Annotated in this window: 14 protein-coding genes; 7 read left to right on the forward strand and 7 right to left on the reverse strand. The window is 64.7% G+C overall.

Going from position 1 to position 15,780, the window contains the following annotated elements:
• Window positions 1-96: 96 nt before the first annotated feature.
• Both ACF8R3_RS20070 and ACF8R3_RS20075 read left to right on the forward strand, forming a co-directional pair.
• A complete protein-coding gene (locus tag ACF8R3_RS20070; protein WP_058638876.1) occupies window positions 97-1,503 on the forward strand; it encodes an adenosylmethionine--8-amino-7-oxononanoate transaminase in 1,407 nt (468 codons plus the stop codon).
• Between the two features lie 102 nt (window positions 1,504-1,605).
• Entirely contained in the window at window positions 1,606-2,325 is a 720-nt protein-coding gene (locus tag ACF8R3_RS20075) for a 16S rRNA (uracil(1498)-N(3))-methyltransferase (RefSeq protein ID WP_058638875.1), read from the forward strand.
• A gap of 41 nt (window positions 2,326-2,366) precedes the next feature.
• Here ACF8R3_RS20075 and ACF8R3_RS20080 read toward each other — a convergent pair whose 3' ends face one another.
• From ACF8R3_RS20080 to ACF8R3_RS20110, 7 genes are all read right to left on the reverse strand, one after another.
• Window positions 2,367-2,984 (reverse strand): hemolysin III family protein, encoded by a 618-nt coding sequence (locus tag ACF8R3_RS20080; RefSeq protein ID WP_058638874.1) that lies wholly within the window; start codon window positions 2,982-2,984, stop codon window positions 2,367-2,369.
• Between the two features lie 68 nt (window positions 2,985-3,052).
• Complete coding sequence (locus tag ACF8R3_RS20085) at window positions 3,053-3,535, reverse strand: chemotaxis protein CheW (RefSeq protein WP_058604056.1); 483 nt, start codon at window positions 3,533-3,535, stop codon at window positions 3,053-3,055.
• Window positions 3,528-8,477, reverse strand: a complete 4,950-nt coding sequence (locus ACF8R3_RS20090) for an Hpt domain-containing protein (protein WP_392516053.1) — start codon at window positions 8,475-8,477, stop codon at window positions 3,528-3,530. Before ACF8R3_RS20090 ends, ACF8R3_RS20085 begins: the two co-directional genes overlap by 8 nt.
• Before the next feature lie 9 nt (window positions 8,478-8,486).
• Window positions 8,487-10,511 (reverse strand): methyl-accepting chemotaxis protein, encoded by a 2,025-nt coding sequence (locus ACF8R3_RS20095; RefSeq protein ID WP_241493095.1) that lies wholly within the window; start codon window positions 10,509-10,511, stop codon window positions 8,487-8,489.
• Between the two features lie 48 nt (window positions 10,512-10,559).
• The gene (locus ACF8R3_RS20100; RefSeq protein WP_058638873.1) at window positions 10,560-11,111 is read right to left on the reverse strand and encodes a chemotaxis protein CheW; all 552 of its coding nucleotides are present in this window, start codon (window positions 11,109-11,111) and stop codon (window positions 10,560-10,562) included.
• Window positions 11,108-11,473 carry a twitching motility response regulator PilH gene (gene pilH, locus ACF8R3_RS20105; protein WP_058638872.1) on the reverse strand — a complete coding sequence of 122 codons (366 nt, stop codon included), beginning with the start codon at window positions 11,471-11,473 and terminating at the stop codon, window positions 11,108-11,110. The genes ACF8R3_RS20100 and pilH overlap by 4 nt, the downstream gene beginning before the upstream one ends.
• 48 nt (window positions 11,474-11,521) lie before the next feature.
• Complete coding sequence (locus tag ACF8R3_RS20110) at window positions 11,522-11,923, reverse strand: PleD family two-component system response regulator (protein ID WP_058604060.1); 402 nt, start codon at window positions 11,921-11,923, stop codon at window positions 11,522-11,524.
• Between the two features lie 238 nt (window positions 11,924-12,161).
• On the opposite strand from ACF8R3_RS20110, the gene gshB reads away from it, so the two are divergent.
• The 5 genes from gshB (at window position 12,162) to pyrR (ending at window position 15,775) form a co-directional block, all read left to right on the forward strand.
• Window positions 12,162-13,115: a glutathione synthase gene (gshB, locus tag ACF8R3_RS20115; protein WP_058638871.1), complete on the forward strand. Its 954-nt coding sequence runs from the start codon at window positions 12,162-12,164 to the stop codon at window positions 13,113-13,115.
• Between the two features lie 139 nt (window positions 13,116-13,254).
• Window positions 13,255-14,154, forward strand: coding sequence for an energy transducer TonB (locus ACF8R3_RS20120; RefSeq protein WP_197844817.1), 900 nt, complete (start codon window positions 13,255-13,257; stop codon window positions 14,152-14,154).
• 46 nt (window positions 14,155-14,200) lie between these two features.
• Window positions 14,201-14,770, forward strand: a complete 570-nt coding sequence (locus tag ACF8R3_RS20125) for a YqgE/AlgH family protein (protein WP_023532990.1) — start codon at window positions 14,201-14,203, stop codon at window positions 14,768-14,770.
• Window positions 14,770-15,207, forward strand: coding sequence for a Holliday junction resolvase RuvX (gene ruvX / locus ACF8R3_RS20130; protein WP_058638869.1), 438 nt, complete (start codon window positions 14,770-14,772; stop codon window positions 15,205-15,207). Before ACF8R3_RS20125 ends, ruvX begins: the two co-directional genes overlap by 1 nt.
• Before the next feature lie 49 nt (window positions 15,208-15,256).
• On the forward strand, window positions 15,257-15,775 hold the full coding sequence (gene pyrR / locus ACF8R3_RS20135) for a bifunctional pyr operon transcriptional regulator/uracil phosphoribosyltransferase PyrR (protein WP_078477869.1): 519 nt from the start codon (window positions 15,257-15,259) through the stop codon (window positions 15,773-15,775).
• Window positions 15,776-15,780: the final 5 nt, after the last annotated feature.

Raw genomic sequence — 15,780 nt, forward strand, 5'->3', positions numbered from 1 at the left:
AGTGGTCTGGCTAAATGACATTTTCTGGCGGGTTGTTCTCACCCGTGCCATTGCTTAGGCTTACGCCCCCACGCCGCCAAGCCAGGAGAAGTGCTCATGGGCCTCAATGATCAGTGGATGCAGCGCGACCTCAAGGTCCTCTGGCACCCCTGCACCCAGATGAAAGACCACGAGCAACTACCGCTGATACCGATCAAGCGCGGTGAAGGGGTGTGGCTCGAGGATTTCGAAGGCCGGCGCTACCTGGATGCTGTGAGCAGCTGGTGGGTAAACGTGTTCGGCCATGCCAACCCACGTATCAATGAGCGCATCAAGGAGCAGGTCGACCAGCTTGAGCACGTGATTCTGGCAGGCTTCAGCCACCAGCCTGTCATCGAACTGTCCGAACGCCTGGTGGCCATGACGCCAGCCGGGCTCGACCGGGTGTTCTACGCCGACAATGGCTCGTCCTGCATCGAAGTGGCGCTGAAGATGAGCTTTCACTACTGGCAGAACGTCGGCAAGCCGGACAAGAAGCGGTTCGTCACCCTGACCAACAGCTATCACGGTGAAACCATCGCCGCCATGTCCGTCGGTGACGTCCCGTTGTTCACCGAAACCTACAAGGCGTTGCTGCTCGACACCTTGAAAGTCCCGAGCCCCGATTGCTACCTGCGCCCGGAGGGCGTCAGCTGGGAGGCGCATTCACGCACCCTGTTCCAGGTCATGGAGCAGACCTTGGCCGAGCATCATGCCTCGATCAGCGCGGTCATCATCGAGCCGTTGATCCAGGGCGCCGGCGGCATGCGCATGTACCATCCGGTCTATCTCAAGCTCTTGCGCGAAGCCTGCGATCGCTACGACGTGCACCTGATCCATGACGAGATCGCGGTTGGCTTCGGTCGCACGGGCACCATGTTCGCCTGCGAGCAGGCAGGTATTCGCCCGGACTTCCTGTGCCTGTCCAAGGCCCTGACCGGGGGGTATCTGCCCCTGGCTGCCTGCCTGACCACCGACAAGGTGTACCAGGCGTTCTATGACGACTACCGCACGTTGCGCGCGTTCTTGCATTCGCACAGCTACACCGGCAACCCGCTGGCGTGCGCGGCCGCCTTGGCCACCCTCGACATCTTCGAGCAGGACAATGTGATCGAGGCCAACAAGGCGCTGGCTACGCGCATGGCCAGCGCCACTGCGCATCTGGCCGACCATGCCCACGTGGCCGAGATTCGCCAGACCGGCATGGTCCTGGCCATCGAAATGGTCCAGGACAAGGCCGGCAAGGTGCCCTACCCCTGGCAGGCGCGACGCGGCCTTAAAGTGTTCGAGCATGCCCTGACCCGTGGCGCGCTGCTGCGCCCGCTGGGCAGTGTGGTGTATTTCCTGCCACCGTATATCATCACGCCCGAACAGATCGACTTCCTGGCCGAAGTGGCCAGCGAAGGCATCGACATCGCCACCCGCGACAGCACCCGCGTGACGGTGCCCAGCACCTTCCACCCGGATTTTCGCGATCCGGGCTGATAGCGAGTCAAAGGCCATGCCTGCGACCGCTCCGGAACCTGCGCTGCATGCGTAATGCCGGCGTGGGCCTTCCGGTCGTCCTTACCTTTTCAGAGCTTACCCATGAGACTGTCCCGCTTCTTCATCGACGCCCCCCTGAGCCTTGGCGAACACGACCTGCCCGAGGCACAGGCCCACTACATCGGCCGCGTATTGCGCATGGCGGCGGGTGACCCCGTGCAGCTGTTCGACGGCAGCGGCCAGGAATACCGTGGGCAGTTGCTGGAGGTGGGCAAGAAAGCTGTGCGCGTGAGCCTGGACCAGGCATTCGCTGGCCAAGCCGACTCACCGCTGCAGGTGCACCTGGGCCAAGGGCTGTCGCGGGGCGAGCGTATGGACTGGGCCATCCAGAAAGCCACCGAGCTGGGCGCCAATGAGATCACCCCGATCGTCAGCGAGCGGTGCGAGGTGCGCCTGAAGGACGAGCGCGCCGACAAGCGCCTGGCCCACTGGCGGCAAGTGGCGATCAGCGCCTGCGAACAGTGTGGCCGCTCCAGCCTGCCGATCATCCACCCGCCCATCACCCTGGCTGAGTGGCTGGCCGCCACCCAGGCGCAGCTCAAGCTGGTGTTGCATCCGGTAGCCGAACCGCTGGTCAGCCATGCCAAACCGGCAAGCCTGGCGTTCCTGATTGGCCCAGAAGGCGGCTTGAGCGAACCCGAGGTCGAGCAGGCCAAGGCAGCGGGCTTTCATGCGGCGCGCCTGGGCCCGCGGGTATTGCGCACCGAGACCGCCCCCGTGGTGGCCCTTGCAGTGGCACAACAGCTCTGGGGTGATTTCTAAGCCTTCCCAGGCGCACGGGCGGTGCTCGCAGGCTGGGGTGATCAGCGCACGTAGTGCGACACCGCCACGAAATGCATCAGGCTGCCGGCAATCACGAACAAGTGCCAGATGCCATGCCAGTGACGAAAACGCCGGTCGAATGCGAAAAAGATGATGCCCACGGTGTAGAACACGCCCCCTGCGCCCAGCCAGGCAAAACCGGTGGTACCCAGCGCCTGCAGCAGCGGGTTGACCGCGACCAGCACGATCCAGCCCATCACGGCATAGATCACGATGGACAAGACCCGTGCTTCGGAGCGCGGCTTGATTTCCTGCAGCATGCCCAGTACTGCCAGCCCCCAGACGATGCCGAACAGGCTCCAGCCCCAAGGCCCGCGCAGGCTGATCAGGCAGAAGGGCGTGTAGCTGCCGGCAATCAGTAGGTAAATAGAGAGGTGATCGAGCTTGCGCATGATCACCTTCGCCCGCCCGCGCGTGCTGTGATACAGCGTCGAAATGCTGTACAGCAGCAACAGCGTGCCGCCGTAGATGGAGAAACTGACGATCTTCCAGGGGTCCCCCTGCAAGGCGGCCCCGATGATCAGCCAGAGGGCACCGAGGCCTGCCAGCAACGCACCCACCAAGTGGGTCCAGGCATTGAAGCGTTCACCGTAATACATGCCCTTAAAGACCTTTCGAAACCCATCTAGTTTCAGCCACGACAATCGACGCACGGCGACCGTACGCTCTAACCCGACGCTTGCAGCCTGCCGCTGCGTTGCGCGTCCCTGACCAGGCGCTCGAGCCCCACCAGGTCAGGTACGCGCGCCACCTGCTCCCCTACCTGGACAGCGGCCAACTCAAGGGGTGCCAATGCCACGTCGACGTAGTTGAGCTGGCTGTCGAGCTTGCACGAGCGCGGTATGCCTTGCAGCAGCAAGGCCAGGTAACGCAAGCCCGTGTCGCCCAATGCGTTGAGCACTACCACGCGGGCCCGTTCGCCACAGGGCGTATGGCTGTCGCAGGCCGCTTCGAAACCGATCAGGGGCAAGCGCTGCTGGCGCCAGTCGACCCAGCCCAGGTGCCAGGGCAGGTCACCGCGCTGGCACGCCACATTGCGCAGCCCACTGAGTTCGGCCACGGCCACATTGGGCAGCACCAACGTACGGTCGCCCAAGGGCAGCAACAGCCCGGTGAGGCTGCTGCGCTGCCCGGCTATCAGTTCAAGCATGGGACTGGCTCCACTGGAGGATGCTGTGCAGCAATACCGACTCCTGATAAGGCTTGCCGAGGTATTCGTTGACCCCGATGGCCATGGCTCGGTCGCGGTGCTTCTGCCCCGTACGCGAGGTGATCATGATAATGGGCAGGTCCTTGAGGCGGGCGTCCTGGCGAATGCGGGTCGCCACTTCGAAGCCGTCCATGCGCGGCATTTCGATATCCAGCAGCAACACATCGGGCCGGTGCCCTTCCAGCACTGCCATGGCATCCACTCCGTCCTTGGCGGTGATCACGCTCATGCCATGGCGCTCCAACAGCCGGCTGGTGACCTTGCGCACCGTGACCGAGTCATCCACCACCATCACCAGCAAGGTGCGATCCGGGGTTGCTGCCGGCAGCAACCCACGTGGCATGCCTCCAGGCAAACGAGCAAGCCGCCGTTGCTGGCCGCGCAACTGCCCCAGAAGGTCCAGAATCAGCACCACTCGCCCATCCCCCAGCAACGTTGCACCCGAAAGGCCGGCAACGGCCGCGAACTGCGGGCCCAGGCTTTTGACCACGATCTCCCGGCTGGGCGACAAGCTGTCGACCTGGATGGCGAACGACTGCTCCTGCGAATGCACCAGCAGCAAGGGCAATGGCACGCTCTGGCCCAGCAGCGTGGGACGCGGGGCGCCCTGCACCAGCTCGCCCAGGTAGCGCAGCTGGTACTGATGGCCTGCGTAGGCGTAGCGCGGCGGCTCCTGCTCGTAGCAGGCCGCCAGTTCAGCGGGCGGTACCCGCACGATGCCTTCGATGGTGTTGAGCGGGATCGCGTACTGCTCATCGCCCAGGTGCACCATCAGTGCGCGGTTGATCGACACCGTGAACGGCAGGCGAATCTGGAAACGCGCCCCCTTGCCCTGGGCCGACTCGATGGTCATCGAGCCGCCCAACTGCTTGACCTCTTCGTGGACGACGTCCATGCCCAGGCCCCGCCCTGAGATCTGCGTGATCTTTTCGGCCGTGGAAAAGCCCGGCCTGAGGATGAACTGCAGTATCTCGTGGTCGCTCAGCTGCGCCTGCGGGTCCAGCAGACCGCGCTTGATGGCCTTGAGCCGGACAGCGTGCAGCGGCACGCCGGCGCCGTCGTCGGTCATCTCGATGACGATGTCCGCCCCCTCGTGCAGCAGGTTCAGGTGGATCGTGCCCTGCTCGGGCTTGCCTGCAGCCAATCGGGCTTTGCGGCTTTCCAGGCCATGGTCGACGGCATTGCGCAACATGTGTTCAAGGGGCGCCACCATGCGTTCCAGCACGCTGCGATCCAGCTCCCCCTCGGCGTTGCCCACCACCAGCTCGACCTGCTTGCCCAGCTCGCTCGCCACCTGCCGCACCACGCGCTGCAAGCGCGGCACCAGGCGTTCGAAGGGCACCATCAACGTTGCCGTCAGGCCTTCCTGCAGTTGGCTGTTGACCCGCGCCTGCTGCTGGAGCAGGCCGTAGGCTTCCTGGGCGCGCTGGGCCATGGTCTCCTTCAGGTCCAGCAGGTCCGAGGCCGACTCGAACAGGGCCCGCGACAACTGCTGCAACTGCGAGTGGCGGTCCATTTCCAGTGGGTCGAAATCTTCATAGACATCGCCTTCGATCTGCTGGCGGCTGGAAATCCGGCCCTGGGTTTCGATATCCAGGCGTAGCAGTTGGTCACGCATGCGCTCGAGCGTGGTTTCCATTTCGTTGAGCGTGAACTGGGCGTCGTTGACCTGCTGCTCGATACGCCCACGGATGATCGAATGCTCACCGGCCAGGTTGCCCAGGTCGTCCAGCAATTCGGCATCGACCTTGACCATGTCCCCCGGTACGCGCTCAGGGGTTACTGCCGGCCCTTCGCTGGCGGCAGTTTCGACCGGGCTGGTGCCGGCCGCGCTGTCGGTCAGCCCTGCGCTGCTGAAGTTGCGGATGTAATCGATCAGCGCCGTGGCAGCGTGCAGCGGTTGCCCCAGGCGCACGGCATCGAGCATGTGCGCCAGGCGGTCGTGGCAGTTCTGCAACAGCGAGAACAAGGCCCCGCTCGGTGGCAGGCGCCCTGCCGCGAGCAACTCGTACAAAAATTCCAGCTCATGGGCCAGGTCACCGATGGGGCCGATTTCGACCATGCGTGCCACCCCTTTGAGGGTGTGCAGGTCGCGCATCAGGTTGTCCACCTCCACCGTGCTGCGTGGGTCGGCCTGCCACCGCGCCAGGGCCGCCGCAGCGCTCTCGACGATGTCCGAGCTTTCTTCGAGAAAGACCTCCATCAGCTCTTCCCCAGCGCTTTCCGGAGCCTGGGACGGCTGTACTGGCGCCGGATCGAGGGCTACGTCAGGGGTCGGTGTGTCGATCAGCTGCACGTCCATGTCCGGGTGCAGCGGTGTGACACTGTCGAGGCCCACGCGCCCGGTGGCATCCGGAGCCAGCCCTTGCCCTTGCAGGTCGCGCAGACGGGTCACCAGTGCCGTACGCGGGGCGACGTCCTGGCCAGCAGCCAGCTCGTCGAGCATGTCCAGCAGCGCTTCGTGGGCGTGCTGGGCATGGGTGAAGAACTGCCCATCGGCAGGCAGACTGCCCTCCTCCACGGCACCGTACAGGTCCAGCAAGGCTTCGCACACCTCATCGACCTGCCACAGATCGGCTGAATGGGCGGCATGGGCAAGTTCGGTCATGTCATCGAGCAGCGTGTCCAAGGCCCCCCGTTGGGCCGGGTGCCGCTGCCAGTCGGCCAGCAACGTCTCGGCATCCAGCAGACGGTCCATGGCCTGTGACAGGAACGTGGCGACCTGTTGCGGGTCGCGGGCGTTGCCGGTCGAGGCATGCGCATCGCCACCCAGGGCGGCAATACGCGCATCCAGGGCCAACTCAACCTGCTCGATCAACTGGGCCGCGCCGGGCAGGGGGGCGAGCGGGGTGGTGGATAACTGCGCCAGGCCCTGCCCGAACATGGAGGCGGCGGACGTGAGCCAGCGCAGCTCTGTTTCGTCGAGCAGCAGGTCGTGCGCCTTGTACTCACGCACCAGCCGATCGAATACGGTGGCAAGTTCGGCCATGGGCAAGACCCCGGCCATGGCCGCACTGCCCTTGAGGGTGTGCAAGGCCCGCTGCAGGGCGTCGTCCACAGGGACGCCGTGCTGGGCATGTGCCAGGAATGTATCGAGGCTGGCCAGGTGGCCTTGCGCCTCGGAACGGAAGATGTCCAGCAACTGCGGGTCGAGCCCCTGCGCGTTGGCCGCGGCTGGCAAATCGCGCTCGGCAAGGGCATGCAGGCGGCCCACCAATTGCTGTACTGCGCTCACGTGCGGCAGGTGCCCTGCGGCGAAGTCGGCGAGCACCTCGGGCAGTTGCGCGAACGCTTGCTCAAGCGCTATCTGCCCGTCTGCGCCAAGCACGTTGCGGCCGGCAAGCACGCGGTTGAGCAGGTGCTCGGCGGCCCAAGCCAGCTCTGCCAACGCCTGGGCATGCATCAGGCGGGCTGCGCCCTTGAGCGTATGCAACGCCCGGTGCACGTCGATCAGCGCGTCCTGCTGCTGGTGGTCGGCACGCCAGTTCAGCCAGTGCCGCTCAATGTCCTGAAGCAGTGTTTGGGCTTCTTCGATGAATACGCCACGCAACTCGTCCTGAAGGCCGTCCCCGTCCTCCAGATCGGCATGCTCTTGTGCGGTGGAACAGTGGACGCCCAACGCCCCCAGGCGCTCGCGGGCCATGACGATGAAGCGCTGGGCGTCGGCCAGCGGGTCGGCCACGCGCCATTGCAGGTAGCATTCGCCAGCGCTCAAGGCTTCGGCCAGCAGCGTCAGCTCCTCGGAGGAGGGGTCGGCCTGCGCCTGTTGTACCCAGCCCTGGACAAACGCCGTGCAGCGCGCGAACACCTCGGCAGCTGCCGGCAGCATCAGTATGGCAAGGGCGCCGCGCACCTGCTGGAGCAAACCTGGCAAGGCCTGCAGGTGTTGACGGGGCCAACCCGACTCCAGGCAATCGCCCAACAGATCCTTGGCTTGCTGCAACACGTTCAGCGACTCTCGCAGCACGACCAGGCGAATCTCGGCGACATCGGCGCCCGGCAGGCCTGCCTCTCCCCCTTCTTCGAGCGGCCCGACCATGCCGTTGAGCGTGGCCTCCACATACAGCAATGCCCCCGCCACATCCATCAACACCGCGTCATCCACGGCCCGATCGCCCTGGGCCAGCCCTTGCAGCATCATCACTTGATCGATGATGACCCGACGCGGCTGCTGGAAACCCAGCACAGCCAGAGTATCGGCCACGTGGCGCAGGGGAGCGAGCAACACCTCCAGTTGTTCATTGTGCTGCCGGTCGCTGCGCACGAACTGGTCCAGGCGGTCCTTGATGCGCATGAGGTCGTCACACAATGCCGCCACCACCGACCTTAGCGCGTCGCGGCCCTCCCCGGCCTGCAACTGCTCGCGCCAGTTGCCCAGCGACACGTCAAGGTTGGCCAGGTCCTCGGCACCTGCCAGACGCTGGCCTGCACTGCCGAGCAGGCGGCCATGAACCACCGGTTCCGCGCCTCGGCAAGCACGCAGCTGGTTGAGTAGCGGCAACATCACCAGTGGCAGGTCATGGCGAGCGCCGCGCAGACGTTCAAGGTACGAAGGCAACAGCTCCAGGCCCCTGAACAGCGCGCCCAGGCAGTCGCCTCGCGGGGTGACCTTTCCGCTGGCCAGGTCGGTCACAAGCATTTCCAGCTCCTGGGCAAGGCGCGTGGCCCCAGGCAATTCCAGCATCACCAGGCAACCGTGCACCTGGTGCAGGTTGTCCGCCACGAAGGTGAGTAGCGACAGGTCTTCAGGCTCGCCGGCAAAGCGTTCCAGCGCCTGGCGCCCCTGCCCCAGGCAATCGAGCAGGGCAGCCTTGGTCCAGGCCAAGCCCACGGTATCGTGGCGGGCAGGGCCAGCAATGGAGCCGGGCATGGGCGTGGACATGGGCATTTCTCAATGGGGCTCGGCAGGTGCCGGCAGGGTGAATCCGGAAACCGAGCGACGCATCTCGCTGGCCATGCGCGCCAGGTGACGAATACTGTCGGCGGTGGCGCCGGAACCTGCGGACGTCTGGGCGGTGATCTGCTGGATGACGGCCATGGTGTGTGAGATCTGCCCCGCCGAGGAGGTTTGCAGCTGGGCCGCATCGGAAATGCTGTGGATAAGGTCGGCAAGGTTCTGCGAAACCCCTTCGATCTCGGCCAGCGCCACGCCGGCGTCCTGGGCCAGCCTGGCGCCTCGCACGACTTCGGCCGTGGTCTGTTCCATGGAGATGACCGCTTCGTTGGTGTCGGCCTGAATGGTCCGCACAAGGGCTTCGATCTGCCGTGTAGCGGAGGACGAGCGCTCGGCCAGGCGCTGGACCTCGTCCGCGACCACGGCGAACCCGCGCCCTGCCTCACCCGCCAGGGAGGCCTGGATAGCGGCGTTCAAGGCCAGGATGTTGGTCTGGTCGGCGATGTCGTCGATCAGGCTGACGATATCGCCGATTTCCTGGGACGATTCGCCCAGGCGCTTGATGCGCTTGGCGGTGTCCTGGATCTGCTCGCGAATGTTGTTCATGCCGTCGATGGTGTTGTGCACCACCTCATTGCCCTTGTTGGCAATGGCCACGGACCGCTCGGCGACCTTGGCCGATTCGTAGGCATGGGCCGAAACACGGTCGATCGACTCGACCATGTCCCCGACTGCCTCGGAGGCTTCGCTGATCTGTTCGGCCTGCTGCTCGGATGCCTTGGCCAACTGGCGGGCCGTGTTCTGCGTGTCCTGTACCGCCGAGGCGACCTGCACCGCGCTGTGGTTGATGGTGGCGACCAGGTCGCGCAATTGGTCGACGGAGTAGTTGATGGAGTCGGCGATGGCACCGGTGAAGTCTTCGGTCACCGAGACGGTCACCGTCAGGTCGCCATCTGCCAACTCTTCGATTTCATCGAGCAGGCGCATGATCGCCTGCTGGTTGCGTTCGTTCTTTTCGGCGGTCTCACGCAACTGACGGTTGGTGGTGCGCACCATCACCAGGCCGATGAGGATGATCGAGGCCAGTGCCAACAAGCCCAGTGCATACCCCCCAACGGTATCGAGCGTGCGCCCGCTGGCCAGGTTCTCGAAGCCGTTGGCCAGGTGCGAGGCTTCCTCGAGCAAGGTCTGCGACAGGCTGAAAATGCTGCCGGCCGCCTCACGCACCCGGAACAGCTCCGGCGAGGTCTCGAGAATTTCATCGACCGAGCCGGCCACGAACTGGAACAGCTCGGCGATTTCCGCCAGCCGCGCCCTGGCATCGGCGTCTTCGACACGGGTCACGCCAATGGCTGCGTCGCCCTTGAGCATGCCCTCGAGCACCTGGCCGAAACGGCCAGCATCGCGGCCGAAGGCATCGGCGGCCTGCGCCGCCGCCGCATCGCCGGCCAGTACGGTGTTGACCGACCCCAGGATGCGTTCGGCCAGCAGCAGCTGGCGCTGTGCCACGGCAACCTGGCTGGCCGGGGCGCCACTTTGCAGCAGGATTTCGACCACCTTTTCGTATTCGACCTGCAACTGCGGGACGGTTTCGGCCAGGGTGGCCGCCACCTGGTGCAAGGACAGCACGGTCTGTTCGCTGGCCAGGATGGTGTCGGTGCTCTTGCGCAGGCTCTCCCAGTCATCGCGCACCGCTTCCATCTCTTCGCGTACCGAGGCTGGCGCCGCGGGCAGCCCGGTGGCCTTGTCGCCTTCGCGCAGGTAGCCCCAGCGACGCTCGAAGTCGTTGCGTGCATCGGACAGCAGCCTGAAGGCTACGCCCTTGCCGGCAGCCGCTTCAGTGGCGTTCTTGGCGATGCGCTGGGACAACACGCGCAGCTCGCCGGCATGGCCGATGTATTGCTTGTCGTAGTTGGACTGGGTGTTGAGGTAGGCGAAATTGGCGAACAGCAGAATGATCGAGAGGATCAGGATCAGGAACAGCACGGTGATCTGCGCAATGCTGCGGGTGCGGGGGCTCACGGTAGTGGCGGTGACGGGGGGAGCAGGCTGGTTCACGTTTGCAAGGTCCTATAACGCCACATCGAGAAAGCCCGGTGCCTGGGCCAGGGCAAAGGGGCTGAAAATCGCCCAGTAGTCGTGGTCGCGTTCAAAGCGCCCCTGAACGAAGGGCCCGGCAGCATCGGTCACCGGCAGCGCGGGTTGCAGGCTGTCGATTGCAAAGTGCTGCAGGCCTACCACTTCGTCCACCAGCAGGCCAACGAAAAGCGCCTCGTGATCAAGCACCAGGACGCGCCGTTGCTTGCCGGGCACAGCACTGCCCAGGCCGAGGAAACGGCCCAGGTCCATCACGGGCAGCAACCGGCCACGCAGATTGGCCACCCCGCATACCCAGGGTTGCACCCCAGGTACTCGACTACTGCGGGGCTCACGCAGCACTTCGGCCACCTCGCCCATGGGGGCGACGAACCATTGCCCGGCTACACGAAAACCGATGCCGCTCCACTGCCGCAACCTGTCACCCGAAGCCGGTTGGTCGGCTACCAGCAGGCGGCAGCGCCGATCGATATCCAGCAACAGTTCGAAGGCGGTCAGCGACGCTCCTTGCGGGCGTGTGGTCAAGCCCCCAGCACCTCTTGGAGCTTGTGCACCAGTGCGTCTTCTTCCACAGGTTTGGTCAGGAAGTCACGTGCGCCCTGGCGCGTCGCCCAGATGCGGTCGGTTTCCTGATCCTTGGTGGTCACCACGATGACCGGAATGCCCTTGGTCTCCGGGTCCTTGCTGAGCTGGCGAGTGGCCTGGAAGCCGTTCATGCCTGGCATCACGATATCCATGAGCACTGCATCGGGCTTCTCCTGCCGGGCAAGGGCCACGCCATCGGCGCCGTTGTTGGCCTTGAGTACCTCGTGCCCGTGGTTTTCCAGCCATTGGGTCAATCGATACATCTCTGTCGGCGAGTCGTCGACAATCAGAACGCGGGCCATACGGGTTCCCCATCAGGATTCGAAAGACCGTGCCATGGCAGGGCGCGGTCAGGGTGCTGTTTGTTGAGCGGTGGCAAACCCAGGTACATGGGCCTGTATCGCCTCGATCAGTTCTTCCTTGGTAAACGGTTTGGTCAGAAACTGATCAGAACCGACCACACGCCCACGGGCCTTGTCGAACAGACCGTCGCGCGACGACAACAGAATCACCGGGACGTCCTTGAAGGTGCTGTTCTGCTTGATCACCGCGCACGTCTGATAGCCGTCCAGACGCGGCATCAAGACATCGACGAAGATCACGGCCGGGTTGTGATCGACAATCTTGGCCAGGGCATCGAAGCCATCGCTGGCAGTGATGACCTCGCAGCCCACCTCACCGAGCAGCATCTGCGCCGTGCGGCGAATGGTGCGTGAATCGTCGATCACCATCACTTTCAGGGGTTGTTCCATAAACGCCTACCCGGGGAATTGAGCTGCACGTTGCAAGCGCCACGCTACAGGAAAGCCCAATGGGCCCGTGGCCGCTTTTCGCTTGAGGCGTGTAGCCGAAGGCTTGAAGCTGCATTTTTAGCACAGTCCGGGTAGCCATTCCATCTGCCGCGCCCCTTGACCGGCGGCGTTGGCGGCGCCACCCTGAGCCACTTTTCTTTCGATCCATCGCGGCCACGCCGCCAAGAGGAACCACCCCATGAGCGTTCGCCTCGGCATTGTCATGGACCCTATCGCGTCCATCTCCTACAAGAAGGACAGTTCGCTGGCCATGTTGCTGGCTGCCCAGGCACGCGGCTGGAGCCTGTTCTACATGGAGCAGCGCGACCTGTATCAAGGTCAAGGCAAGGCACGTGCGCGCATGCGCCCGTTGACGGTGCACGCAGACCCGGCCCGCTGGTACGAGCTGGGCGAGGAGCAGGACAGCGCCCTGGCCGAACTGGACGTGATCCTGATGCGCAAGGACCCACCCTTCGACCTGGAATTCGTCTACAGCACCTACCTGCTCGAACAAGCCGAAAGCGAAGGCGTGCTGGTGGTCAACCGCCCTCAGAGCCTGCGTGACTGCAACGAAAAGCTGTTCGCCACGCTGTTCCCGCAATGTACGCCACCCACCCTGGTCAGCCGTCGCCCGGACATCATCCGCGCGTTTGCCGCCGAGCATGGCGATGTGATCCTCAAGCCCCTGGATGGCATGGGCGGCACGTCGATCTTCCGTCACCGGGCGGGCGACCCGAACCTGTCGGTGATCCTCGAAACCCTGACCCTGCTGGGTACTCAGCAGATCATGGCCCAGGCCTACCTGCCGGCGATCAAGGACGGCGACAAGCGTATCCTGATGATCGACGGCGAGCCGATCGACTACTGCCTGGCCCGTATTCCGGCCAGCGGCGAAACCCGTGGCAACCTGGCAGCCGGCGGTCGTGGCGAAGCACGCCCCCTGAGCGAGCGCGACCGCTGGATCGCGGCGCAGGTAGGCCCGACATTGCGCCAGAAAGGCCTGCTGTTCGTCGGTCTGGACGTGATTGGCGACTACCTCACCGAAATCAACGTGACCAGCCCCACCTGCATCCGCGAAATCGACGCCGCCTACGGCACCGACATCGGCGGCCAGCTGATGGATGCCATTGATCGCCAGCTCAAGACGCGTTGACCACGGACATTCGGTAACGGACTGGCGTGGGGTATCATGCTCACCCGCAAACGACAGGCTGCAAGACCGGTACGCCCGCCCCGTGCCTCTGCTGCCTGTTGCGTGCCGTTTGTAGCTCGACGATGCCCCTGGATACCTGATGACGCTGCCCGCTGACATCCCCGCCGACCTGTTGCCGCCCCGCGTTCGCCCGGTGGACAGGCTGGGCTTCACGCTGTTTCTGGCGGCGCTGGTGCACCTGGCGTTGATCCTCGGGGTGGGCTTTACCGTGGTCAAGCCGGCGCAGATCAGCCGCACCATGGACATCACCCTGGCCACGTTCAAAAGCGAAAAGCCGCCGGAAAAGGCCGACTTCCAGGCGCAAGACAACCAGCAAGGCAGCGGCACCCTGGACAAGAAGGCCGTGCCCAAGACCACCGAGCTTGCGCCTTTCCAGGACACCAAGATCAACAAGATCACCCCGCCACCTGCCGCCAGGCCCGAGGTACCGCCGCCCCCGCAGAAGTCGGCGGTCGCGACCAAGGCTCCGAAGGCGCAGAAGGTCGAGTCCAAGCCCCGGGAAAGCAAGCCCCAGCCTAAGCCGAGCACGCCCGTGCGCGAGTTCGACAGCTCGCAGCTGTCCAGCCAGATCGCCAGCCTTGAGGCAGAGCTTGCCAATGAGCAGCAGCAATATGCCAAGCGCCCGCGTATCCATCGCCTGAATGCGGCCTCGACCATGCGCGACAAGGGCGCCTGGTACAAAGAGGAATGGCGCAAGAAAGTCGAACGCGTGGGTAACCTGAATTATCCGGACGAGGCACGCCGGCAGCAGATCTACGGCAACCTGCGCATGATGGTCTCGATCAACCGCGACGGGTCACTCTACGAAGTGCTGGTGCTTGAATCGTCCGGCCAGCCCGTGCTGGACCAGGCTGCCCAGCGCATCGTGCGCCTGGCCGCACCGTTCGCGCCGTTCACCGGTGATCTGGCCGAGTACGACCGGCTGGAAATCATCCGTACCTGGCGCTTCGCCAGGGGTGATCGGTTGTCCAGCAACTGAGCCGGCACGCTTGCAGCGGTGGCCGGGTGGCGCCACACTATCCCCCATGAAGAACCTCACGCCGAGCTACCTCAAGCACCAGTTCCTGATCGCCATGCCGCACATGGCCGACCCGAACTTCGCCCAGACCCTCACGTACATCGTCGAGCACAATGCTCATGGCGCGATGGGGCTTGTGGTGAACAAGCCGCAGGAACTGAACCTGGCCGACATCCTCGAGCAACTGCGCCCGGACGAAACCCCGCCGGCCAGCACGCTGCAGGTGCCTATCTACCAAGGCGGCCCGGTGCAGACCGACCGCGGCTTCGTGCTGCATACCAGCGAGTGCAGCTACCAGGCCACGGTGGAACTGCAGGGCCTCTCGCTTTCCACGTCCCAGGACGTGCTGTTCGCCATCGCCGAGGGCGTGGGCCCGGAAAAGAGCCTGATCACCTTGGGTTATGCCGGCTGGGAAGCGGGCCAGCTCGAGGCCGAACTGGCCGATAACGCCTGGCTCAACTGTGCGTTCGACCCGGATATCCTGTTTGCCATGACCAGCGAGCTGCGCCTGGAAGCGGCGGCCGCGAGCCTTGGCATCAACCTGCATCTGCTGACCAGCCAGGCGGGCCACGCCTGATGGCCGACGCGCTTACCGCACCCCGGCTGCTGCTGGGTTTCGACTATGGCACCAAGCAGATCGGCGTGGCCGTCGGCCAGGCGGTCACCGGCCAGGCCCGTGAACTCTGTACGTTGCGCGCCCAGAATGGCGTGCCGGACTGGGCCCAGGTCGAGCGCCTGATCGCTGAATGGAAGCCTGACGCCATCGTCGTCGGCCTGCCGCTGAACATGGACGGCACCCCCAGCGAAATGAGCGCCCGGGCCGAAAAATTCGCCCGCCGCCTCAATGGGCGCTTCAACCTGCCGGTGCATACCCATGACGAACGCCTGACCACGTTCGAGGCCAAGGGCGAGCGCATGGCCCGTGGCGGCCAGCGCGGCACGTACCGGGACAACCCGGTCGACGCCATCGCCGCCGCCCTGCTGCTGCAAGGCTGGCTGGAGGCCAATACCTGATCATCTTCGCGACCGGATGCATCCGGCGCACCCTTCCGAGGAACCTGCAATGAGCCTACCTGATCCTGCCGCGCTGATCCGGCAGATGGCTGTCGACCTTCGCGCCCATCTGGCCCGCCGTGCCATCGTCGAGCCACGCTACATCGGCATTCGCACCGGAGGCGTGTGGGTGGCCCAGGCATTGCAACAGGCCATGGACGACACCAGTGCCATGGGTACGCTTGACGTGTCGTTCTATCGAGACGACTTCAGCCAGAATGGCCTGCACCCGCAGGTGCGCCCCTCGGAGCTGCCATTTGAGATCGAAGGCCAGCACCTGGTGCTGGTGGACGACGTGCTGATGAGCGGTCGCACCATTCGCGCCGCCCTCAACGAACTGTTCGACTACGGCCGTCCGGCCAGCGTCACCCTGGTCTGCCTGCTGGACCTGGATGCAGGCGAGCTGCCCATCCGCCCGAATGTGCTCGGCGCCACCTTGTCACTGGCGGCCCATGAACGGGTAAAATTGACCGGACCCGCACCGCTCGCCCTCGAGCGCCAGGACCTCGCCCCCGCTACCGCCCTTTAAGAGTC

The sequence above is a fragment of the Pseudomonas sp. FYR_7 genome, from assembly GCF_043106155.1.
GTDB classification, from domain to species: domain Bacteria; phylum Pseudomonadota; class Gammaproteobacteria; order Pseudomonadales; family Pseudomonadaceae; genus Aquipseudomonas; species Aquipseudomonas parafulva_B.